This window comes from Bradyrhizobium sp. USDA 3256, assembly GCF_054058275.1.
Map to the genome: position 1 here is coordinate 2,687,885 of NZ_JBSSAE010000002.1, position 20,090 is coordinate 2,707,974.

The following is a 20,090-nucleotide window of genomic DNA, read 5'->3' on the forward strand; positions in this document are numbered from 1 at the left end:
ATCACTGCTCCTTCTTGAACAGATCCTGGAAGATGAGCGGGCCCCAAATGCGGCCGCGTGCGTGCACCACTGCGCCTCCCTCGTTGAGTTTTCCCAGCTTGAAAATTCTGCAACGACAAATCAGCTCATTGGGCACGAGTGGGAGTAGGGCGTTGACGCCTCACCTCGACCTGACATTCGGGCCATCTACGCCGGCAAAAGACCCGCGGCGCGATAGCTGTCGATCATCGAGTCGTAGAGCGAAATGTCGGAGCGGCTTCTGGCCATGAGCTGCGCGCCGGCGACGGCGGCGAAGATGGCGCGGGCCCGCTGTTCGCTTTTTCTCGAACTGACCAGGCCCGCGGCCACCAACAGCTTGCTCAGCCACGCCACGTTGACGTCGGCAAAGGTCTGGACCTCCTTCTTCACTGCGTCCGGCAGGTCGTCGACCTCCGCCGACATGAAGCTGCAGAGGCACATGCGATTGTTGCTCTCGAGCGCCTTGCGAAACACATCGGGATATCGACGCAGGCATCGGACAGGATCGGCCGCTTCTGCCAGCATCGCCTCGAGTTGGGCGGCGGTGTCCTCCCAGTAGCGCCGCGCGACGGCCACGCCGAGATCGGCCTTGCTCGGAAAATGGTGATAGATGCTGGCGGCCTTGATCCCGACTTCGTCCGCCAGATCACGGAAATTCAAGCCGCCATAGCCACGGGCCTGCGCGGTCCGCTTTGCCGCCGCCAGGATGGCCTCCCGAGAGCTTGAACTCACTTCGTCGCCTCACTGCTTCGTTATCTACCAAGTGACAGATAGGCGTTGACCGGTCCGATTTGAAGGCTAGTTTGAGCCTACCAAGTGACAGGTAGACACAGGAGTCCTGATGAAGATTTACGATTGGCCAACCGGCCCATATCCGGCCCGCGTTCGCATCGCCCTGGCCGAGAAGAACCTGCGGTCGCACGTGGAGTTCGTATTGGTCGATCTCTACAAGGGCGAGCACAAGCAGCCCGAATTCCTCGCCAAGAACTACTCCGGCACGCTGCCGGTGCTCGAACTCGACGACGGGACCTTCATTGGCGAGTGCACGGCCATTACCGAGTACCTTGACGCGCTCGATGGCGCGCCGACGCTGACCGGCAGGACGCCGCGCGAAAAGGGTGTGATCCACATGATGAGCAAGCGCGCCGAACTGGAACTGCTCGACGCCATCAGTGTCTATTTCCACCACGCCACGCCGGGTCTCGGGCCTCATGTCGAGATCTATCAGAACCCCGAATGGGGATTCCGTCAGCGCGACAAGGCCCTCAGGGGGATGCACTACTTTGACGGCATTCTGAAACGACAGCCGTTCGTTGCCGGCGACGCATTCACGATGGCCGATATCACCCTCATCGGCGGCTTGATCTTCGCGGGACTCGTGAACGTGCCGGTGCCGGTGGAGTGCGAGGCTCTTTCGGCATGGTATGCAGCGATGCAGGAGCGTCCTAGCGTGAAGAACCGGATCACGATGTCCGAGCCGATCAAGGCACTTGATTGAGATCGTCGTTTGCGAACGCCGCCCTCGCGCGTCTTACGCGAGGGCGGCTCGCCAGGATGGCAAGCGTAGCCCGGATGAGCGCAGCGACATCCGGGTATCTTTCTTCCACCGCATCCCGCATGTCGCTCTGCTCATGCGGGCTACCCGGCTGCCGAGGGTCCGATCATTGCTCCTTCTTGAACAAATCCTGGAAGATGAGCGGGCCCCAATTGCGGCCGCGTGCGTGCACCAGCGCGCCACCCTCGTTGAGCTTTCCCAGCTTGACGGGCGCGAACCCGAGTTGCTTCGCCAAGGCCGCCACAGGAGCGGTCGCGTCCTCGTCGTCACCAGACAGCAAGACGACCCGGTGCCCGCCCTCGACGATCGGATCGGCAGCCAGGGTGGCCGCAATCAGGTGATTGAACCCTTTGACGAGCTTGGCGCCGGTGAACGCCTTCGCGACGAAGGCGGAGGACGGGAGGCCGTCCAGCTCTTCAGGGACTGGAAACGCGTTCATCGCGTCGATCACCGTCTTGCCTTTCCAATTCGGCAGGGCCTTCGCAACCTCGCGATGCTCCCCGAACGGGACCGCCAGGATGATTGTGTCGGCCTCGAGTGCTTCCCGCAACGACTTGGCGACGACCGTGGGTCCAATCGCCCGAGCCTGCGGCGTCAACGCCTCGGGCGGTCGGCGGCTCGCGACGGTCACGTCGATGTTTTTACGGGCGAAGGCGTGGGCGAGGGCCTGACCTATCTTACCGAATCCTACAATCGCGTAGCTCATGATGCTTCTCCGATCCGTGTTGGTGTTGATTCGATTTCAGATGGCCGAAAAACCGCCGTCGACAGACAAATCCACCCCATTCACGAAGCTCGAATCGTCCGAGGCAAGAAACAGCGCGGCCGCCGCAATTTCCTCAGGACGACCCATCTTTCCCCGCGGGATCAGGGATTCGAACATCCGCTTCGCCTCCTCGGTGAGAACCTGGTCCTGCATCGGTGTGGCGATCGGCCCCGGGCTCAGCACGTTCACCCGGATATTCCTGCCCTTCAGTTCGTTGAGCCAGGTGCGTGCGAATGAGCGCAACGCCGCCTTGCTCGCCGCATACACGCCGTAACCGGGAAAACCTTCTACGGACGCGACCGACCCGGTCATGAAGATCGATCCGCCATCGTTGAACAGCGGCAACGCCTTCTGAACCGCAAACAGCGTGCCGCGCGTATTCAGGCCGAAGGTCGCATCGAAATGCCGCTCGGTAATCTCGCCGAGTGGGATGGCTTCGCCCATCCCGGCGCTCGCGTACAAGACGTCGATCTTGCCTTTTTCCCGCTTGACCGTGTCGAACAGACGGTCGAGGTCGTCGAGATTGGCCGCGTCGCCGCGCACGCCGGTTACGTTCCGGCCGATCAGCCTGACGGCCTGGTCGAGCGCCTCCTGCCTTCGGCCCGTGATGAAAACATAGGCGCCTTCTTCAACGAACCGCCTGGCGCTCGCCAGCGCCATACCGCTCGATCCACCCGTGATGACTGCAACCTTACTCTCAAGCTTTCCCATGACTTCTCCTTTCGTCGTGTCGGACAGCGTCTCGGGTCCCATTTGCGAGATGGCCCTCGAGAACCTCGACGTAGCTCCGCCGGCGTCAGGCGTTGAGTGCGGAAGCGCGCACATCGGTGGTGCGAAATCGATCCGGCAGGACGACTGACGCCAGCCGCGACGATCGGTGTCCGCCGTTCGGAATTGGGCCGCGCTTGTCGGCGTGGCTATTCGGCTTGGGCTATGATGATCGCCCGTGCTACCCACATACGAGATGCTGTTCGATGTACTGGAGACGGGCTTTGGAAGGCGCACCCCAGCGGTGCTGGACTGCACCATGATCGACTGGGATGACGTTCGCTACTTTCTTGCCGTCGCGCGCGGAGGCTCGGTGCGGGCTGCCGCCGAGCGCCTCGGGGTGAACCACTCGACCGTGCTGCGACGCGTCGCCCAGCTGGAGGAACGGCTCGGAGCGCAGATGTTCGAGAAGCTGCCTTCGGGCTACCGCCTGACGGCTGCGGGGGAAGAGGTCCTCGAGCTCGCGGACCAGATGGAAGCGTCGTCGCACCAGCTGGAGACGCGCGTCTTTGGCCGCGACCAGAGCGTGCGCGGGCTTCTGCGAGTGACGCTGGCACCGCCCCTCGCGACACACCTGCTCATGCCGGACTTCGCCGATTTCGCGCGTCTGCATCCGGACATCGAAATGGAAATCTTGTCGTCCGGCGAGCTGGCAAATCTGACCAACCGGGAGGCCGACGTCGCGATCCGCGTCGTCTACGACCGCAAAACCCTGCCACTCAATCTTCACGGCCTGAAGGGACCGGAGCTGTTCGGAGGCATCTACATATCCCGCGATCGACTGGCGGCGTGGCGTGCGGGCGCGCCTGATCCCGTCAGGTGGATCGTCATAAGCATTCACGGAATCCCGGACTGGGCCCACGAGGGCGAGGTTCGCGCCGCCGAGGTTCCGTTCAGGGCCACAGATGCCGCGGCGCAGATCGTCGCGGTGCGGCAGGGGCTCGGGATGACGACGCTGCCGTGCTTCGTCGGAGATGCCGACCCCCTGCTGGTGAGGGTGCCGGGCACCGACCTGCACATGTACGGGACGCTCTGGCTTCTCACACAGGGGGAGACACGCAAGACGAAGCGCGTGCGGCTCTTCACCGAGTTCGTATCCCGCAGGCTCACCGCGTACGCGCCGCTTCTCGCCGGGCTGTCCGTATCACGCGACTGACGCGCGGGCAGCTAGCCGATGGCGCTTGCCGCAATCCGATCGGAGGCGAGCTGCGCTTGCACCAAGCGAAAATCGCGATCAATCCCTTGCGCTGCTGACGGTGGCAAACGTAGCCCGGACGAGCGAAGCGATATCCGGGGCATTTCTATCCGTGTGCCGCGTGGTGTCCCGCATATCGCTGCGCTCATGCGGGCTACTCACTGTTTCGCGGATGTCGCAATGGCACATCGCGCCGGTCAAGCGGCTAGGGGGCAGCCCGACCGATCGATGCGCGCGGAGCGATCAATACGGACCCGGCTCGCAGGGGACATTGTTGCCGGTCCAGGGCGCGGTGGCGAATGAACCGACGCGCGGCGCCGGGATGCAGGCGCGACCGTCAACGTAGACGGGCTCGGTCGGCGCGGCAGCGCTCGCCTCAGCGACGTGGCGGGACATCGCGTGGGTTTCACGCGCCATTGCCGGCGACGCGATCATGGCAACCGCGATCAAAGCAGCCGACAGGAGTTTGACGTTCGTCATGGAGTTTCTCCGTTTTGTTTATGGGGCCAAGGAGTCTGGCCTCGTCAGATATTTGTGCACGGCAACGGAGGACTTAAATGCAATCATCACTCACGCTGGCTCAACGCTGCGTGAGCAATGCGATCCTCGCCGTTGTGTCGCGCGATGCAGACCATCACCGACAGACTGGATGAACGAAGCGTAATCCATCACGTCTTCGCGCGATGATCGTGAGGGCGCGTTACGTCCGCTAAAACTCCGTCACGGCGCGAGCTCCGCTCGGACCTCGCCGAGCAGCGCCATGCCGCCGAGCCGGCCCAGTTCGTCCGAACATTTTGCGCTCTTGCCGTAGCAGCAGAAGGCGACCGTGACGCGCTCTGAAAGCGGTCCGATGCAGGGCAGGCCGCTGTCGCCGAAAGTGGTCATGCAGGGCACGACGCGGCGTTCCTCGAAAGCGAGGTCGCGAATGCGGTCAAGGATCTGTCCTTGAAGCCGATCGGCGACTTCAATCGATCCGCCCGAGCGGAACCAGTCCTTGATATCGGCCTCGCTGTCGAGCGGAAGATCGACCGGATCGCCGCCGAGCTTCAGCCAGGTCTGGCCGTCCGGATAGGGGATCGGCGGCAGGATGTAGGGATTGTCTCCCTTGGGCCCGAGACAACGCATCGACGGCATTCCGGCCAGGCGTTGAACCTCCGCCGCACCAAGCCGGAACAGGGCCGCGGTCCGCCCATAGACCGTAAAGCCCAGCGAGCGGCCGAGCAGCGATTGGGTATGCCCGCCGGCCGCAACCAGAACACGCTCGGCCTCGACGCTGCCCGATCGCGTCCGGATCGTCACGCCGGGGCCGCTTTCCGACATCCCCAGCGCGGGTTCGTCGATGATCCGGGCGCCGGCACGCTCCGCCGCGATCGTCTGCGCGCGGACCAGGCGGCGCGGGCTGATGTATCCGGCATTGCGAGGCTCGAAATATCCCTGCATTCCCGCCGTCGATTTCAGAAACGGAAAGCGCTCCGCGAGCCCCGCATCATGATAGGCTTCACACTGGATCCCGTCTTCGGCACAGATCCTGCCGATCGAAGCAACATCAGTGGTTTCGCTGCGGCCGACGTGAAGCGCACCGGCTTCCCGATAGAACTCCACGCCGCTCTCCGCTGAAATCTCGCCGTAGCGAGAAATCGCGGCGCGGTTCGCTTGCCGCCAGAACGGCCCCGGATCGTAACTCCGCGTGATGCGGCCCTCGTCATAGTGGCTGCCGAACACGCCGCCATGGCGCGAAAAATCCGCCGGCTCACCGGGCCCGATCAGCGCAACATCGTGGCCCATCTTGCTCAGATGCCGCGCAGCCGCCGATCCGATCAGGCCGCGTCCGATCACCGCAAGTTTGATCGCTTGATTGGTGCTCACGAAGAAGTCCTGCGCTCTGCCTGCATCGGCGGGGTGAGATCGACCATGTCATTTCCGATGCTCTGGCAGCAAGCATAATCCAGCCGAGCGCGCAGCTGGACCGGCGAAGCTTGATCCGCCGCATCTTGAAGCCGGGCGCGAGGCGGCGGGTTAAGCGTTCGGCTAACCTGGCCCCGACTCCCGCTAGAGTCTTCGCGACTGCCCGGAAGTCGGCGCAAGCGGCGTCTGACGACGCTGTTTCCACGGAGCGAACTTGAAACAAATAGTCACGGTGATTTCGCTCGCGCCAGACGGCGTTATATGAGATGATGCAACCAAAGGTCAACATGGTGCATCTTCACCGGCAGGAGGGCGAAATGAGCGACCAGATGATCGATGCGACGACAAGTCCGGCACAGATCGTTCAGCAGGCGGCAAAAAAATATCTCGACATCAGCAACGCCCCTGGCTGCTGCATCGCGGTCTATGACGAAAAGTCGTTCGGCACCAAGGGCTACGTCTACCCCAAGGGACTGTCAGGCGTGGCCGGCTCTTCGCCCGCGCCATTCAGTGTCACGACCGACACGGTGTTCGAGATCGGATCGGTGACCAAGGTGTTCACCAGCACATTGCTGGCGGTGGCCGTCAAGGCGGGTGGGCCTTCTCTTGACGATACCATCGGCCCTTACTTGAACCTCTTCAGCGCGAACGCAGTGGGAACGCCCGTGCTGGATGCCATCCAGCTCGTGCAATTCGCCACCCATACCTCCGGTATGCCGGAGCAGCCGGGGGACGGCTTGACTGGCTACAGCGAGCAGCTGTTTGCGGACGAGCCGCCCTCCAATGAACTCATCAACTGGTGGAATCAATATGATACGCCGCCGCAGGGCTGCTGGCAGTATTCCAACATCGGCTTCGTGACCCTGGGCTTTGCGGTCACGCAGATGTTTGCGAAAGACAAGGGCCATAACTACAACGAAATTTTGGCCGAATACGTCACCGGTCCGCTCGGCATGAAGCAAACGGGCGCCGTCGTCAATTCATCATGGAAGATCGCGCAGGGATGTATCGGGCATTGGAGCAAGAGTTCCGAGCCGCCATACCAGATCGTCTTCGACCGCAACACGCCGACCGGCGGCACGGCCTTTGATTTGAAAACCACCGGCGACGATATGCTCAAATTTCTTGCCGCGCAGATCGCAGCGCCGAAGGGGCCGCTCGGGTCGCAGATCGCGCTCACGCAGCAGAACCAGGGGACATTCCCCGTTTGCGGGGAGAAGACTAGCGTCACCATGGGCCTCGCCTGGCAGATCACCACGGACACGCAGGGCCATACCGTTTTCACAAAGAACGGTGCGACGAGCAGGGGCGGATTCGAAGCGATCGTGATCGTCGTGCCGGAATTGCAATGCGGTGTCGCGGTGCTGAGCAACCAGTATTTCGATGCGTCGGGCGTGCACCCCGCGGGGATCGCACCCGGCCGCACCGCAATAGAGATTATCTCGCAGCTTCATCCAGGATTCGAACTGACCGAACCGCTGCCAGAACACGATCCATTCGACTAGCAAACCTGGCCCGGACGGGCGCAGCATGTCCGGCGGCTTTGCCATCTGCGCGAGAGCCTGTCCCTGATGTCGCCAGCGTCAGCCGGTCGGTCGCTTACCCGTGTTGATCGCCAGCTGCGCGGCGAAAGCCCGGCGGTAAGCCGGCCGGGCCTCGCCGCGGGCGACATAGGCGGACAGGCTCGGATATTCGTCGAGAATGCCCGATGCTCTCAGCCTGAGCAGCACCGACACCATCATCAGGTCGCCCGCGCTGAACGCGCCGTCGAGCCAGTCGGCCTTGCCGAGGCGGGCGGAGAGTTGCTGCAGCCGGTCGCGGATGCGATCCATAACCAACGGCAGGCGCTCTTTGGTCCAGGGCTTGTCGCTCTCCAGAATCCTGGCGGTCATGAGTTCGAGGATCGGCGGTTCGACCGTGTTGACCGCGGCAAACATCCAGGTGATTGCGCGGGCGCGGGCATTGGCCTCGCCGGGCAGCAGGCCCGCATGACGCTCGGCGATATGGAGCACGATCGAGCCTGTCTCGAACAGCGCGAGATCACCTTCCTCATAGGTCGGAATCTGGCCGAAGGGATGCAGCGCCAGATGCGCAGGCTCCTTCATCGCCTGGAACGAAACAAGGCGAACCTCGTAAGGCTGGCCCGCTTCTTCCAGCGCCCAGCGAACGCGCGTATCGCGCGCCAGTCCCTTGCCGCCATCGGGCGACCGTTCGAAGGCGGTGATGGTGGGCGTCATCGTTTCTCTCCATGTCCTTGCGTCCCGAGGACGAGCGGGCGGCGCGCGCCCCGACAGCCGATTCGGGATTCTTTTGACAGCAAGCTACATGTTCGCGCATGCGGGGCACACGGTCGAGTTGCCCCGGCGCAAGTCAAATCCCTTTGCGTCGCCTGCGACAAATCACCCCGACGGGCAACTCAGTGCGATCGGCACCCGGCTTTCCCTGCGCCCTCTGTGAGAGGAGGGCGGCAACTAAAGCAAGGCTCGGGCACTTCATGCCGCGAGAATGCGGAAGCTTGATTTACGGCTCCGCAACACACTCAGTGTCGTCCCTGCGAAAGCAGGGACCCATAACCACCGATGGTCATTGTCGAGCGATGCCAGAACGACGAGTCCTGTTCCCAACCCCGGCCGCGCCGTAATGGGTCCCTGCTTTCGCAGGGACGATCAGCGTGCTTGCGGAACGGTTGTGGCCACCGCATCGCGCGGCCGGACCGGGCAGGCATTGTGATCGTGATGGCGGTGTGCGGTTTCGCCAACCACCCTATGCGAAAAAAGAAAGACTGCCGTGGCCGGGCTCGTGACATGCCTGTGGTTCGACCAGCGCCAGGCGCGCGCGGCTGCGGATTTTACGCCGCGGCCGTTCCTGGTAGCGGTGTCCGCGGCGCATGTCTTCGCTGACCTGCGCCACGAGTTGCAGAACAAAGTCGGGTGAATGTTGATGGGTGATCAAGGCCGCGGGTTGCGAAGAATGCGATTGCTTCGTCAGATGAAGCAAAGCCACCTCGCTGAATTGATGGGTGTGGATCAGGCGACCGTGTCGCGCTGGGAGCGCGGTATTCTCGACCTGTCTGAAACCCAGTGGATCTCGGCGCGCCGATTGCTCATGGGTCCGTTCGAGCCGGCCCAGGATGTCGCCCTGAAGCGCCTTGTCGAATCCTCGACGCGCAAGGTCCATCTGGTGTGCGACCTGACGCATCGGCTGCTTGCCGCATCGGCGCCCAGGCAGGCCGAATGGCGAACCGGCTTGTCCGAATTCCTGGGTAAATCGCTACGTGTTTATGCCTCTCCGGAAATCCTCGCGGCTGACACCGCCCTCAATGATCTCGGCTGGTATGACGGGCAGCTCAGTTCGCTCGAGGTCAATACGGGTCCGAACTCCGATGCGGACCTCGTGATCCTTCCGGGACGCATGCTGTGGGAGCGCATCATGCTCGCCGACGGTGCCCCCGCACGGCTGGTCACCACCATTGCCTGATGCACGGGGAGGCTGCCTCAGCCGGATAACGCTCGCATATTTTATGCGTGGCGACCTTTCGACAAAGGCTGCTAGGTCAGGCTCGTACGGCAGACGAGCTTTGGCACGCGCATCCGGTTGGATGCGCGGGAAAGAGCTCTGAAGCGGAACACGCCCGAGGCCAGAGATCGCGTTCAATGAATTCCGTTCCGTTATTTGACATCAAGGCCGTTCCGAAGGCCGAGCTTCACGTGCATGTCGAGGGAACACTGGAGCCGGGCATGCTGCTCGATTTTGCCCGCCGGAACGATGTGGCGATCCCGTACCGCTCGATGAACGATATCCTCTCGGCGTATCGATTCTCCGATCTCCAGTCATTTCTGGAGATCTACTGGGCCGGCCTGACCGTGCTTCGGACGGAGCGCGATTTCTATGAGTTGACGCGCGCGTACCTGACCCGTGCGCGGGAAGACAATGTCGTTCATGCGGAAATCTACGTCACCCCTGCCGACCATACCGAGCGTGGCGTGCCGTTCGATGCGGTCATGGACGGCATCAGCGCCGCTTATGCAGACGCGCGGTTGCAACGCGATATCACCGGAGGCGTGATCCTGTGCGTTCGCCGGCATAAGCCTGTTGAAGAGGCCTTCGCCGCCATCGAGGCGGCACGCCGCTGGCGCGACGGCGTGGTGGCGCTCGGACTTGGTGGGCCGGAAAAAGGCTACCCGCCCGGACCCTTCGACGAGGTCTTCGCCCGCGCCCGCGCGCTTGGCTGGAAGACGACTGCGCATGCCGGTGAGGAAGGGCCACCCGATTACGTAACCGAAGCGATCGACAGGCTGCGCGTCGACCGCATCGATCACGGCGTCCAATGCGAGGCCGATCCGGCACTGATGCGGCGCCTTGCCGACGAGGGGACGCCGCTCACGGTATGCCCGCTGTCGAATGTGGCGCTGCAGATCTTCCCCGATCTCCAACGTCACAATCTGCGCCGGCTGCTCCACGCCGGCCTCTGCGTCACGGTCAACTCCGACGACCCCGCGTATTTCGGAGGTCACGTCAACGAGAATTTCGTCCGCGCGGCAGCGGCGTTGGGCCTGACTGTCGAGGAGCAATTGAGCCTCGCCGACAACAGCCTCAAGGCTGCGTTCATGGATGAAACGCGGCGTCAGGACTATCGGCGCGTCATCAGGGACATCAGGGCGCGCCTCCACACCGGTCACCTGCATGACGACTGACACTTCCAGTCCCGGGCTCCGCGTCTGGTTCGCCGTCATCGTGCTCGGCGTTGCTTCGTTCACGATGGTCACGACCGAGTTCGCGCCGGTCGGGCTGTTGTCCCAGATCGCCCTCGACCTTGGTCGGGACCAGGCCGCGGTCGGGCTCACGGTCACGCTCTATGCCTGGATCGGCGCTGCGAGCGGCCTGTTGTCCGCCGTTCTGCTGCAGGGCTTTCCCCGCAAGCCGCTGCTCGTTGTTCTGATGCTGGTGCTGTCCGCGACCAACCTTGCGGCAATGCTCTCCGACGGTTTCACGGGGTTGTTACTGGCGCGGGCGGTCGGTGCTGTCGTTCACGGCTTCTTCTGGGCGATGGCGGCCGCGATCGCAACGCAGATTGCGCCGTCTCATCGCATGGGTGTTGCGACAGCGATCGTGTTCGGCGGAATCTCGATGGCAACCGTCGTCGGCGTGCCACTCGTCAACCTCATCGGACAGAACAACGGATGGCGCGCGGCATTCGGCGTGATCGGCGGGGTCGGATTGTGCACGTCCGTCCTGATGGTCGGGGTTCTTCCGCGGCTCCGGGCCGGATCGCCGGCGGGATGGCAAGCGCTGGCAGCGGTGATTTGCCGACAGGACCTGCGGAAAATCTATTCCGTAACGGCGTTCATGGCGGCGGCGAATTTCGCAGCCTACACGTTCATCGAACCCTTCCTCGGCGAGATCGCGGATGTGCCGCCTTTCATGATCGGTGTGATGCTGTTCGGTTTTGGCGGAGCAGGATTTGTCGGCAACATCCTGACCGGCGTTCTGATCGATCGCTTCATGACATCCGTCATCACGTGGGGACTGCTGGCCCTCGCGGGCGCGCTTGTCGGGCTTGGATGGTTCGGCCCGCAACTGGGGACCGGCACGGTCGTTACCTTGCTCGTTGTCTGGGGCGCCGCCGTCGCGGCGCTGTTCGCGGGCCTCCAGACCTGGATCTTGCGTGCGGCCGGTTCCATGGCAATGTCCGCGGCCGCTATCCACTCGGCCGTCATCAATTCGGCGATTGGCGTCGGAGCCATTTTTGGTGCCCGGATGCTGACTCTCTCGGATGTATCCGGAGTGATGCTGATGGCGGGAGCGATCGTCATCGTGCCGCTCCTGATCATGCGCGTGGGCCGAAGTTGCGAAACGTGATCCGCGATGGCGAAACACGTTGTGGGACGAAAGCCTGCGCCGCGTCGAACCAGGACCATATTCACGGATTATGCCCTCTCTCATCCTGCTCGATGATCCCTGGAAGGAGACTGCCATGACCGATCTCGTCACATGCCTCTGGTTCGATCAGGGCCGGGCGCGCGAAGCGGCGGAGTTTTATGCCGCGACGTTTCCCGACAGCCATGTCGGCGCGGGCCATCAATCTCCGATACCGGGCATCGGGCAGGGCGAGGAGCTGACGGTCGAGTTCACCGTGCTCGGCCGGCGCTTCGTGGGGCTGAACGGAGGCTCCAACTACACGCCGAACGAGGCGGTCAGTTTCATGGTGCTCACCGACAGCCAGGACGAGACCGATCGCTACTGGAATGCGGTCACCGGCAATGGCGGCAAGGAATTGCCGTGCGGCTGGTGCCGGGATCGCTGGGGCTTTGCCTGGCAGATCACGCCGCGGCGGCTGCTCGAACTCGTCAACAGCGCCGATCGCGCCGCCGGCAAGCGCGCCATGGAGGCGATGATGACGATGAAGAATATCGACATCGCCGCGATCGAGCGCGCGGCGGCGGGGTAATCCGTCTGCCGGAATGATTTGGCCCGCGCTCGATAGTCAGGTGTCCGATCGAGCTGGCGTGTGCGGCACGCGGCCATCCGCGTCGCGGCATCCGCTCGCCGTGACGGTCACCCCGGCGCAAACGCGGGATGTGCCTGGTGCCGTCGCGTGATACGAAATTCGCATTCGCAGCTCTGGAGCCAGCCCTGATGTCCGTCGCAGCCGCCGCCAATCAACCGCAAAATCTCACCGCCGCCGAATCCGATCCGCAAACGCTTGGCTGGATGCAGGGCTTTCCGCCGCCGCAGGACAGGACCATCACCTTCCAGAACGGCTCGTTCCGCAGCTTCCCCGAATTGCGCTGGGCCTGGAGCAACGTCCGCCAGCTGGTGCCGACCGTGAATGTCTGGCGCGGGGCAGGGTCGGCGTCGGTGCTGCCGCGCGAAGAGCATGATATTGGCGCGTCGGCATCGGTGACGATGGACGGCCGCCCGATGACCTTCGCGCGTATGCTCGAGGAAACCTATGCCGACGGCATTGCCGTGCTGCACCGGGGCAAGCTGATCTACGAGCGCTATTTCGGCGCCTTGAGGCCGCACAAGCCGCACATCGCGATGTCGGTGACCAAATCATTCACCGGCACGCTTGCCGGCATCCTGATCGCCGAGGGCAAGATCGATCCGCAGGCGCCGATCACCGATTACGTGCCGGAGCTGAAGGCAAGCGCGTTCGGCGATGCCCGCGTGCACGAGGCGATGGATATGACCACCGGCCTCAAATACACCGAGGTCTATACCGACAAGAATTCCGACGTGTGGGGGCTGCGGCGCGCCAACGGCATGGCGCCGATCGAGCCGGGCTATGAGGGCGCGACCAATATCTTTGATTTCCTCTGTGCGCAGCAAAAGCAGGGCGAGCACGGCAAGGCGTTCGCCTACAAGACCGTCAACACCGACGTGCTGGCCTGGATCTGCCGCCGTGCCAGCGGCATGACGCTGTCGGACCTGCTTTCCGAGCGGATCTGGGCGCCGATGGGCGCCGAGGAGGATGCGCATTATCACGTTGACCGCATCGGTACCGAAAGCGGCGGCGGCGGACTGTCGACGACGCTGCGCGATCTTGCCCGCTTCGGCGAGACGATGCGCAACCACGGCCGCTTCAACGGTCGCCAGATCGTACCGTCCGATGTGGTCGAAGACATCGCGCGCGGCGGCGATCCCGGGAAATTCAAGCCGGCCGGCTACACCACACTGCCAGGAGCGTCCTACCGCAATCAATGGTGGGTGACGCACAATGCGCACGGCGCCTTCATGGCGCGCGGCGTTTATGGCCAGGGCCTCTATATCGATCCGAAGGCCGAGATGGTGATCGCGCGCTACGCCTCGCACCCGGCTGCCGGCAACGCGGCCAACGACCCTGTGACGCTGCCGGCTTACATGGCGCTGGCCAAGGATTTGATGGCGGGAGGGTGACGTCCGACTACGCGCGCGACAGCTTCTCGAACCGCTTGATCAGGCGCTCCCGCTTCAGGCGGGATAGCCGCCTGATCCAGAACTCGCCGTCGAGCTGATCGATCTCGTGCTGATGGCACACCGCGCGCAGGCCGTCGGACTCTTCGGTCTGCATGTTGCCGTCGAGATCCTGATAGCGGATGCGGACGCGGGCGTGACGCTCGACCTCGTCATTGACCCCTGGCATCGAGACGCTGCCCTCCTTGTGCAGGATCATCTCGGGCGAGGTCCGGATGATCTCCGGATTGACATAGGTCCGCGCGCCCTCGCTGGCATCGAGCTCGAGCACCACGACGCGCAGGGATACACCGATATGCGGCGCGGTGATGCCGATGCCGGGCGCCGCGCGCATGGTCTCGAGCAGGTCCTGCGCCAGTTCGCGCAGCGCCTCGTCGAACATGGTCACCGGCTCGGCCGGCAGTGCAAGCCGCGGATCGGGATAGCGCACGATGGGGCGAATGGTCATGCCCGTGTCTTAGGCCAGGGCATCGCGCCGGACAAGCTGATGCGGGCGCCGCGCGCGGAGCGCCGTTCAGAGATGCTTTTCGAAGAACAGATCGGGGTAGGGGTCGCCGTTGAAGCGCGGGATCTCGGTCCAGCCCGTCCGGCGGTAGAGCTGGCCGGCTTCCGGCAGCGCGCTGTTGGTGTCGAGCCGCAGCACTGCGATGCCGAGCTCGCGCGCGGCCTTCTCGGCCGCGTCCATCAGGCGGCGGCCAAGACCGAGGCCGCGCGCGCCAGGTGCGACCCAGAGCCGCTTGATCTCGGCGAACCCGCCGCCGCTGCCCTTCAGCCCGACGCAGCCGATCGGCAGGCCGTCCGACATCGCCACGATGAAGCTGCCGCGCGGACGCACCATGTCCTTGGCCTCAGGGTCGCGCGACAGCTTGACGTCAAAGCCTTTCTCGAACCGCCGCGCCAGCTCGGCGTAATATTCGCCGAGGCAATAGCGCGCCTCGTCGCTGCGCGGATCCATCTCATCGAGGGCGGTGCCGTCGCGGCCGAGCGCCGAGGCGATCAGGTCCATTGCTGCGAGCAGCGCCTCGCGTTGGCTGTGGTGGGCGAGAAAGTCCTTTGCCTGCCGGTTGGAGATCGCCTCATAGGCGTTGAACTCGCGCTTACCCGCCGCCGTCAGCCGTGCGATGCGGCGGCGCGCGTCGTCGCCATGCGCCGTGGTCTCGATCAGTTCCTCGTCCTCGAGGCTGCGCAGCAGGCGGCTCATCAGGCCGGAATCGAGCCCGAGATAATCCCTGATCTCGCCGACATCGGCGCGGCCGTGCCCGATCGCGTTCAGCACGCGCGCCGCGCCGAGCGGCCGGCCGCGCCCGAGGAACGAGGTGTCGAGCGCGCCGACGGCGGAGGTCACGGCACGGTTGAAGCGACGGACGCGGGAAACAGGGTCGAGCATATATCTGACTTTAGTCAGATATCGTCGCCGCGTCAATCGGCCGACGATCCGGACCGAATGGAGCCTTGTCGCCTAGTGCAGAGGCCATGCGATAGCGACGCGCATCAGCCTGGGACGCAGCGGCGCGAAGTCAGCCGCTGCGCCGTCTCGTGCCATTTCCGCGGTCACGCCGCAGCCATCTTGGCCTTGAGCACGTGCGGATCGACGAAGCCGCCAAAGCCGACCGCGATCCGGTTCCAGCCGTTGATGACGGTGATCAGCAAGGTCACCTTGACCTGCTCCTCCGGCGTGAAATGCGCCTTCAGCGTCTCGTAGGCCGCGACATGGGTATGCTGCTCACAGATCCGCGTCAGGGCTTCGGTCCAGCCGAGCGCGGCGCGCTCGCGATCAGTGTAGCAGGGCGCTTCGCGCCAGGCCGACAGCAGGTAGATGCGCTGCTCGGTCTCACCCTCATCGCGGGCGAACGTCGTGTGCAAATTGATGCAATTGGCGCAGCCGTTGATCTCCGAGGCGCGGATCTTCACGAGCTCGGCGAGCTTCGGCTCGAGGCTGGAGGAGATCGCGACCGACGCGTCGAACCAGATCTTCATGATCTTGGGGGCGGCGGCGAGCGGATCAAGTCTGACAGTCATGGTCGGTTTCCCTGGGTTGGTTGACGACATCATGACGAACGAGGAACGGCGAATGTGACATGCCGGCGCGATATTTTCATCCGCCGCGGCGCTACTGGGGCGCGAGATCGCTCGCCGCTTGCGGCAGTTCTTGCAGCAGCTCTGTTTCCCATTGCGAAGGATCCGTCAGGAACCGCGCGAGGTTGTCGAAACAATAATACCCGAACTCCGACTTTGATCGGGCGGCGGACGTCGCGGCTGCACGCGCCAGCAAACGCGCCGCATACTGCTTCGCCGTCATCAGGCTCGCCGCGTGCTCGGCCATCTTAGCCATTCGCCAGAGCGCCGAGTGATCGATGGCATTGCCGAGATCGCCGAAATAGAACCCTTCCGCGAGCTCCAGGCGAGCGCTAGCACTGCCCGCGTTCTCCAGCATCAACGGAGCGATCTTCTCGAAAAAGAAGCTCTCGTGATCGGTATCGACCAGCCCGTAGTAGCGCAGCAGGACATCGTTGCTGGTTTTGTCCACGCGCGCGAGGCACCATGCGGCGTAGCCGAACAGCGCGGTCGGAATCTCGTCTCCGTAAGGATCGTACCAGGCGCTGGCATGCGGTCCGATGTGCGTGCATACCGCGTCGATCAGCCTTCGGATCGCAGGTGCGGCGCGGGGGCAGTGCTTCGCAACATGCGAGAAGAACTTCTTCTCGTTGAGCCGCTTGCCATCGAAACGGAACACTGCCTGCAGGTGGTTGTCGTGAGGGCGCTCATTGATATCGGGGCTGATTTGCGCCGTGAGCGCATCGATGGCCGCGATACAATCGGGCTCGCTCATCGAGGCGAGATCGACGGCGTAGGTGCTGAACCGCTTGGCGAGCGTCTCGGCCTTCTTGGCCAGCGCGGCATCCTTGTCCTCTTCTTGCGGCTCGGGTGGCGCGGGCCTGAAATGATCGTCGGTTACGGGCACCACCCGGACGCGGTGTACCGGATCGCCCGGCGCGCCGGAGACCGTCACGATCCCCTCGGTGAACCGGATATCGAGGCGACGGTCCGGCAGGGGCGTCGCCTTCGACCAGCCGCGGGCGCGCGCCAACCAGAGACGGTCGTCCATCCCGAACCGCTCCAGCATGATTTTTGGCGAGACCGTTCCGTCCACGCCGACGCAGGCGACGAAGTCATTTCGCCTCAGCCAGAAGGCCAGACTATCGGGTTGCCAGCCAATCACGTCCCGCTCGGAAAGCTCGAAGTCGCGCAGATTGCTGCTGACGTTGGCGTAGTGGGTGTTCGGATCCGGCCACAGATCGGGGTGCGATTTCGCGTTGATCTCGTTGGTCGTCAGCGTGGCCTCGCGATCGAGAAACTGTGACACCTTGCGGTAGATCTCGCCGCGTCGTGGCGGCAATCCCTGCTTCCGCCTGTCGAGATCGAGCTGGGTCGTGTCGGGCAACCCTTCCGCCTGCATCCACATCGGCGCGACGGAGTGCAGCCGCCGCAGCGGAAACGCCTGCCAGATCTCGACGGCAAAGCTGAAATACTCCCGCTGCGCCGTGGTGTCTCTACCCAGCAACCGGGAGACGAGCGAGCTCTCCTCGGTAATCATGAGGAGCCGGGAATTGTCGGCGCGCAGCCAATAGCGGCCGCACGGGCTCGAGCGGATCAGGAACGACCTGGCACGCGATCCCTCGCAGCTCGACACATTGTAAGCGCCGGTCTGCGGATCAATGCGCAGCAGCAGCGCGATAATTCCATTGTCATGCCGGAACGCCGAAACCAGAATCCGGCCAGCCTGGTCCAGAACCGGCGGGCACAGCGAGTTGCCGCTCGGCATGTCCAGAACCGAGCGGACGATCGCCCTGCGCTCGAGGTCGATGACATGCAGGTCAGTCGCGTTCGCGGCGTGATAAAGCAGGAGATAGACGAGCCGGCCATCCTTGCTCTGGAGAAATCCGTAACTCAGATAGTCGTCGCGCGAGTCCTTTCCGTCGTGGCCGCGCGCCCAGGGCGTTTGCAGCCGATCGACGAGTTGGCGACGCGCAAGATCATAGAAGATGAATCCCGCGTCGGTGTTGAAGAACCACGCGATTGCGTCCGGCAGCAGCCCGGCATTCCGCGCGGGCCGCTGGCCGAGGGCAGGACGCATGATCCAGTCATCCTGGCCGTCGACCTGGATTGCGAAGTACTCGGTGTTGCCGATTTTGCGGATGGAGTTCACGATCGGGTAACCCTGCGAAGCCGCCTCGTCGTCCCGGGTTGCTTCCTTATATGCGAGCCGGACAACGTCCGATTAATGCGATCGGGAAACATGCGGTTGACCAGCCGGCGACCGCCGGCGGGGGACAACTTGCCGCATGTATCTTGCTGTGCGCCGACGAGCCGGTTAGGCGCGCGCCAGGACCAGCACGTTGCCGGCAAGGATCGCGGCGGCGCCGGCGAGCACCGGCCAGCCCAGCGCAAGGTGCTCGAACAGCGCGGACAGCACGAGCGCGACGAGCGGCACCAATGCGAGCGTATAGGCCGCGCGGCCGGGACCGAGCCGGCGCACCAGCTCGAAATAGAGCATGAAGGTGATGCAGGACGCGGCGATCGCGAGATAGAGGAAGCTCGCCACGTAGGAGGGCGAGATGTCGGCCGCAAACGGCGTGCCTGTCGCCACCGCCCACAGCGCGCTCGCCGTCGCGCCGACGAACGCGCCCCAGCCGAGCACGGAGACGACGGGCAGTCCGGCGCGCTGGTTGCGTGCACCGACCGTTGTCCCGGCGCCGGTTGCGACGGCCGCGGTGAGCGCCCAGACGAATCCCGCAAGCGGCGCGGCGCCGTGCGCGGCGGCGCCGGGCAGGAAGATGATCGCCAGTCCAAGGATGCCGCACAGCGCGCCCGATACGAAGCCGGAGGAGATCGGCACGCCGAGTGCGACGCGCGCGAGCACGGCCGCGAACAGCGACGATGTCGACAGCACGAGTGCGGCAAGCCCGCTCGGCATCCGTGCGGTCGCCTCATAGAAGGCGATGAAGGCAATGGCGAAGAACAGCAGGCCCTGCAACGCGACCGCCGGCCGGTCCTTTCGCGGGATCGCGAGCGGCACGCCGCGCAGCCGTCCGTAGCCGAGCAGGATGATGCCCGCGAGCACCATGCGCAGCGCGACCGACCACGGCGCGGGCGTTACGCCGGCCTGCATCGCCGTTGCCAGCGCGCCGCCGCCCCAGAGCAGCGCGGTCAGCGCGAACAGCAGGACTGTCATGGCGTGCCGGCGTCGTCGCGCAGTGCGCGCCAGCCGCCGGCATCGATCCGCGCGCTTTCCCCCTCAAGCCGGGTGAGGGCGGAATCGAGCGTGACGCGTTCGCTCTCCGAGAGCCGCGCCAGCAGCCGCGTCTCGATCGCGCTGCCGAGTGCAGCGATCCGGTTGAACGCGGCCCGGCCGCTGCGGGTGATGCTAACGGCGGCAAAGCGCCGGTCGGACTTGCCGGAGCGTCGCACCGCGAAGCCGAGCTCTGTGAGCTGGCCGATGCCGCGGCTGACCGCGAACGGATCGAGCGCGCAGGCGCGGCCGATCTCGGAGGCGTTGGCCGCGTCGCGCTCGGCGATGACGGCGAGGATGCGCCAGCCGGCCTGGCTCAATCCGAACGTCTCGCCGTAGAAGCGCTCGAGCGGTCGGGCGACCTGCGCCGCGACCAGGAACAGGCGGTAGGGCAGCCAGGCACTGAGCTTCAGCCCGTCATCGGACGCAGGCGCGGTCTGTTTCATGGAATGAGAGGCTCGCACATATAATTGCAAAGTGCAAGCATATCGCAAATACTTATTGGATCGCATGCGTGAAAATCCCGACACACTTGTCACTCCCACTCACTGCTGCCGCGGCGCCAGATTGGGGCATGACCAACGGCGAACGGCGGGCGGCGATGGAACCGCGCTGGGATCCCGGAGTTCGTCCAAAT

21 protein-coding genes and 1 pseudogene are annotated in these 20,090 nt (G+C 64.2%); 9 read left to right on the forward strand and 13 right to left on the reverse strand.

Annotation, left to right across the window (positions count from 1 at the left end):
- Position 1 precedes the first annotated feature (1 nt).
- Both ACVWY5_RS14115 and ACVWY5_RS14120 read right to left on the reverse strand, forming a co-directional pair.
- A pseudogene (locus ACVWY5_RS14115) lies at positions 2–100 on the reverse strand (NADP oxidoreductase coenzyme); the annotation flags it as partial.
- Between the two features lie 86 nt (positions 101–186).
- Positions 187–750: a TetR/AcrR family transcriptional regulator gene (locus tag ACVWY5_RS14120; protein WP_028335061.1), complete on the reverse strand. Its 564-nt coding sequence runs from the start codon at positions 748–750 to the stop codon at positions 187–189.
- A gap of 109 nt (positions 751–859) precedes the next feature.
- Here ACVWY5_RS14120 and ACVWY5_RS14125 point away from each other — a divergent pair, with 109 nt between their 5' ends.
- Entirely contained in the window at positions 860–1,516 is a 657-nt protein-coding gene (locus tag ACVWY5_RS14125) for a glutathione S-transferase (protein ID WP_028335062.1), read from the forward strand.
- A gap of 163 nt (positions 1,517–1,679) precedes the next feature.
- Here the strand turns inward: ACVWY5_RS14125 and ACVWY5_RS14130 are convergent, their stop codons facing one another.
- Together ACVWY5_RS14130 and ACVWY5_RS14135 are read right to left on the reverse strand one after the other, a co-directional pair.
- Positions 1,680–2,279 carry an NADPH-dependent F420 reductase gene (locus tag ACVWY5_RS14130; protein WP_028335063.1) on the reverse strand — a complete coding sequence of 200 codons (600 nt, stop codon included), beginning with the start codon at positions 2,277–2,279 and terminating at the stop codon, positions 1,680–1,682.
- Positions 2,280–2,315: 36 nt separating this feature from the next.
- A complete protein-coding gene (locus ACVWY5_RS14135; RefSeq protein WP_028335064.1) occupies positions 2,316–3,050 on the reverse strand; it encodes an SDR family oxidoreductase in 735 nt (244 codons plus the stop codon).
- A gap of 316 nt (positions 3,051–3,366) precedes the next feature.
- Between ACVWY5_RS14135 and ACVWY5_RS14140 the strand changes: the two genes are divergently transcribed.
- On the forward strand, positions 3,367–4,263 hold the full coding sequence (locus ACVWY5_RS14140; RefSeq protein ID WP_028335065.1) for a LysR family transcriptional regulator: 897 nt from the start codon (positions 3,367–3,369) through the stop codon (positions 4,261–4,263).
- Between the two features lie 282 nt (positions 4,264–4,545).
- Here the strand turns inward: ACVWY5_RS14140 and ACVWY5_RS14145 are convergent, their stop codons facing one another.
- Both ACVWY5_RS14145 and ACVWY5_RS14150 read right to left on the reverse strand, forming a co-directional pair.
- Positions 4,546–4,782, reverse strand: coding sequence for a hypothetical protein (locus ACVWY5_RS14145; protein ID WP_028335066.1), 237 nt, complete (start codon positions 4,780–4,782; stop codon positions 4,546–4,548).
- Positions 4,783–5,022: 240 nt separating this feature from the next.
- Entirely contained in the window at positions 5,023–6,168 is a 1,146-nt protein-coding gene (locus ACVWY5_RS14150; protein ID WP_038377605.1) for an FAD-dependent oxidoreductase, read from the reverse strand.
- Positions 6,169–6,524: 356 nt separating this feature from the next.
- Here ACVWY5_RS14150 and ACVWY5_RS14155 point away from each other — a divergent pair, with 356 nt between their 5' ends.
- Positions 6,525–7,712, forward strand: coding sequence for a serine hydrolase domain-containing protein (locus tag ACVWY5_RS14155; protein WP_321176893.1), 1,188 nt, complete (start codon positions 6,525–6,527; stop codon positions 7,710–7,712).
- Positions 7,713–7,790: 78 nt separating this feature from the next.
- On the opposite strand, the gene ACVWY5_RS14160 is transcribed toward ACVWY5_RS14155, so the two are convergent.
- Positions 7,791–8,444 (reverse strand): glutathione S-transferase family protein, encoded by a 654-nt coding sequence (locus tag ACVWY5_RS14160; RefSeq protein ID WP_028335069.1) that lies wholly within the window; start codon positions 8,442–8,444, stop codon positions 7,791–7,793.
- A 550-nt stretch (positions 8,445–8,994) separates the two neighbouring features.
- Between ACVWY5_RS14160 and ACVWY5_RS14165 the strand changes: the two genes are divergently transcribed.
- From ACVWY5_RS14165 to ACVWY5_RS14190, 6 genes are all read left to right on the forward strand, one after another.
- Entirely contained in the window at positions 8,995–9,141 is a 147-nt protein-coding gene (locus ACVWY5_RS14165) for a hypothetical protein (RefSeq protein WP_160321808.1), read from the forward strand.
- Positions 9,142–9,147: 6 nt separating this feature from the next.
- On the forward strand, positions 9,148–9,684 hold the full coding sequence (locus tag ACVWY5_RS14170; RefSeq protein ID WP_028335070.1) for a helix-turn-helix domain-containing protein: 537 nt from the start codon (positions 9,148–9,150) through the stop codon (positions 9,682–9,684).
- A gap of 260 nt (positions 9,685–9,944) precedes the next feature.
- Positions 9,945–10,901: an adenosine deaminase gene (gene add / locus ACVWY5_RS14175; RefSeq protein WP_321176892.1), complete on the forward strand. Its 957-nt coding sequence runs from the start codon at positions 9,945–9,947 to the stop codon at positions 10,899–10,901.
- The gene (locus ACVWY5_RS14180; RefSeq protein WP_321176891.1) at positions 10,819–12,066 is read left to right on the forward strand and encodes an MFS transporter; all 1,248 of its coding nucleotides are present in this window, start codon (positions 10,819–10,821) and stop codon (positions 12,064–12,066) included. The genes add and ACVWY5_RS14180 overlap by 83 nt, the downstream gene beginning before the upstream one ends.
- Before the next feature lie 115 nt (positions 12,067–12,181).
- Positions 12,182–12,655: a VOC family protein gene (locus ACVWY5_RS14185; protein WP_028335073.1), complete on the forward strand. Its 474-nt coding sequence runs from the start codon at positions 12,182–12,184 to the stop codon at positions 12,653–12,655.
- Between the two features lie 188 nt (positions 12,656–12,843).
- Positions 12,844–14,106, forward strand: coding sequence for a serine hydrolase domain-containing protein (locus ACVWY5_RS14190; protein WP_028335074.1), 1,263 nt, complete (start codon positions 12,844–12,846; stop codon positions 14,104–14,106).
- A gap of 7 nt (positions 14,107–14,113) precedes the next feature.
- Here the strand turns inward: ACVWY5_RS14190 and ACVWY5_RS14195 are convergent, their stop codons facing one another.
- From ACVWY5_RS14195 to ACVWY5_RS14220, 6 genes are all read right to left on the reverse strand, one after another.
- Positions 14,114–14,611, reverse strand: coding sequence for a peptide deformylase (locus tag ACVWY5_RS14195; protein WP_028335075.1), 498 nt, complete (start codon positions 14,609–14,611; stop codon positions 14,114–14,116).
- 66 nt (positions 14,612–14,677) lie between these two features.
- Positions 14,678–15,550, reverse strand: coding sequence for a bifunctional helix-turn-helix transcriptional regulator/GNAT family N-acetyltransferase (locus ACVWY5_RS14200; protein WP_028335076.1), 873 nt, complete (start codon positions 15,548–15,550; stop codon positions 14,678–14,680).
- 164 nt (positions 15,551–15,714) lie between these two features.
- Positions 15,715–16,182 carry a carboxymuconolactone decarboxylase family protein gene (locus ACVWY5_RS14205; protein ID WP_028335077.1) on the reverse strand — a complete coding sequence of 156 codons (468 nt, stop codon included), beginning with the start codon at positions 16,180–16,182 and terminating at the stop codon, positions 15,715–15,717.
- A gap of 91 nt (positions 16,183–16,273) precedes the next feature.
- A complete protein-coding gene (locus tag ACVWY5_RS14210) occupies positions 16,274–18,370 on the reverse strand; it encodes a hypothetical protein (RefSeq protein ID WP_028335078.1) in 2,097 nt (698 codons plus the stop codon).
- A 165-nt stretch (positions 18,371–18,535) separates the two neighbouring features.
- Positions 18,536–19,396: a DMT family transporter gene (locus tag ACVWY5_RS14215; protein ID WP_028335079.1), complete on the reverse strand. Its 861-nt coding sequence runs from the start codon at positions 19,394–19,396 to the stop codon at positions 18,536–18,538.
- On the reverse strand, positions 19,393–19,899 hold the full coding sequence (locus ACVWY5_RS14220) for a MarR family winged helix-turn-helix transcriptional regulator (RefSeq protein ID WP_051376199.1): 507 nt from the start codon (positions 19,897–19,899) through the stop codon (positions 19,393–19,395). Before ACVWY5_RS14220 ends, ACVWY5_RS14215 begins: the two co-directional genes overlap by 4 nt.
- Positions 19,900–20,090: the final 191 nt, after the last annotated feature.

Excerpts from the sequence above, each read along its gene's own strand:
- ACVWY5_RS14125 (WP_028335062.1), top strand. The coding sequence starts at position 860 with ATGAAGATTTACGATTGGCCAACCGGCCCATATCCGGCCCGCGTTCGC.
- ACVWY5_RS14130 (WP_028335063.1), bottom strand. The coding sequence starts at position 2,279 with ATGAGCTACGCGATTGTAGGATTCGGTAAGATAGGTCAGGCCCTCGCC.
- ACVWY5_RS14135 (WP_028335064.1), bottom strand. The coding sequence starts at position 3,050 with ATGGGAAAGCTTGAGAGTAAGGTTGCAGTCATCACGGGTGGATCGAGC.
- ACVWY5_RS14140 (WP_028335065.1), top strand. The coding sequence starts at position 3,367 with ATGATCGACTGGGATGACGTTCGCTACTTTCTTGCCGTCGCGCGCGGA.
- ACVWY5_RS14145 (WP_028335066.1), bottom strand. The coding sequence starts at position 4,782 with ATGACGAACGTCAAACTCCTGTCGGCTGCTTTGATCGCGGTTGCCATG.
- ACVWY5_RS14155 (WP_321176893.1), top strand. The coding sequence starts at position 6,525 with ATGAGCGACCAGATGATCGATGCGACGACAAGTCCGGCACAGATCGTT.
- ACVWY5_RS14160 (WP_028335069.1), bottom strand. The coding sequence starts at position 8,444 with ATGACGCCCACCATCACCGCCTTCGAACGGTCGCCCGATGGCGGCAAG.
- ACVWY5_RS14170 (WP_028335070.1), top strand. The coding sequence starts at position 9,148 with ATGGGTGATCAAGGCCGCGGGTTGCGAAGAATGCGATTGCTTCGTCAG.
- add (WP_321176892.1), top strand. The coding sequence starts at position 9,945 with ATGCTGCTCGATTTTGCCCGCCGGAACGATGTGGCGATCCCGTACCGC.
- ACVWY5_RS14180 (WP_321176891.1), top strand. The coding sequence starts at position 10,819 with ATGAAACGCGGCGTCAGGACTATCGGCGCGTCATCAGGGACATCAGGG.
- ACVWY5_RS14185 (WP_028335073.1), top strand. The coding sequence starts at position 12,182 with ATGACCGATCTCGTCACATGCCTCTGGTTCGATCAGGGCCGGGCGCGC.
- ACVWY5_RS14190 (WP_028335074.1), top strand. The coding sequence starts at position 12,844 with ATGTCCGTCGCAGCCGCCGCCAATCAACCGCAAAATCTCACCGCCGCC.
- ACVWY5_RS14195 (WP_028335075.1), bottom strand. The coding sequence starts at position 14,611 with ATGACCATTCGCCCCATCGTGCGCTATCCCGATCCGCGGCTTGCACTG.
- ACVWY5_RS14200 (WP_028335076.1), bottom strand. The coding sequence starts at position 15,550 with ATGCTCGACCCTGTTTCCCGCGTCCGTCGCTTCAACCGTGCCGTGACC.
- ACVWY5_RS14205 (WP_028335077.1), bottom strand. The coding sequence starts at position 16,182 with ATGACTGTCAGACTTGATCCGCTCGCCGCCGCCCCCAAGATCATGAAG.
- ACVWY5_RS14215 (WP_028335079.1), bottom strand. The coding sequence starts at position 19,396 with ATGACAGTCCTGCTGTTCGCGCTGACCGCGCTGCTCTGGGGCGGCGGC.
- ACVWY5_RS14220 (WP_051376199.1), bottom strand. The coding sequence starts at position 19,899 with ATGAAACAGACCGCGCCTGCGTCCGATGACGGGCTGAAGCTCAGTGCC.